This window comes from Geodermatophilus sp. SYSU D00697, from assembly GCF_054050175.1.
This window is the reverse complement of record NZ_JBJGYV010000072.1, coordinates 1-846: the sequence shown is the minus strand read 5'-3', so window position 1 is coordinate 846 and position 846 is coordinate 1. Positions and strand designations below refer to the sequence as shown.

General features: G+C 72.2%; 1 protein-coding gene. It reads left to right on the top strand.

Annotated elements, in window-relative coordinates; translation table 11 throughout:
• Nucleotides 1–846, top strand: an 846-nt coding sequence (locus tag ACI79C_RS25235; RefSeq protein ID WP_456948447.1) for an S-(hydroxymethyl)mycothiol dehydrogenase, incomplete at both ends; no start/stop codon positions are given.

The following is an 846-nucleotide window of genomic DNA, read 5'->3' as shown; positions in this document are numbered from 1 at the left end:
CACCGACCTGCACTACCGCGAGGGCGGGATCAACGACGAGTTCCCGTTCCTGCTCGGCCACGAGGCCGCCGGGACCGTCTCCGCCGTCGGCGAGGGCGTCACCAACGTCGCCGTCGGCGACTACGTCATCCTCAACTGGCGCGCGGTGTGCGGGCAGTGCCGCGCCTGCCTCAAGGGCGAGCTGCAGTACTGCTTCAACACCTCCAACGCGGCTCAGAAGATGACCCTGGCCGACGGCACCGAGCTGTCCCCGGCGCTGGGCATCGGCGCGTTCGTGGAGAAGACGCTGGTCCACTCCGGCCAGTGCACCAAGGTCGACCCCGCCGCCCCGGCCACCGCCGCCGGCCTGCTCGGCTGCGGCGTGATGGCCGGCGTCGGCGCGGCGATCAACACCGGCGCGGTCCAGCGCGGGGAGAGCGTGGCCGTGTTCGGCTGCGGCGGCGTCGGCGACGCCGCCATCGCCGGCGCCAAGCTGGCCGGCGCCACCACGATCATCGCCGTCGACATCGACGACCGGAAGCTGGAGTGGGCGCGCAAGTTCGGCGCCACCCACACCGTCAACTCCACGAACACCGACGCGGTGGAGGCGATCAAGGGCCACACCGGCGGCTTCGGCGTGGACGTCGCGATCGACGCGGTCGGCCACCCGGCGGTGTTCGAGCAGGCCTTCTACGCCCGCGACCTGGCCGGCCGCGTGGTGCTCGTCGGCGTCCCCACCCCGGACATGACGATCACCCTGCCGCTGATCGAGGTCTTCGGCCGCGGCGGGGCGCTGAAGTCGAGCTGGTACGGCGACTGCCTGCCCAGCCGGGACTTCCCGATGCTGGTCGACCTGTACCTGCAGGG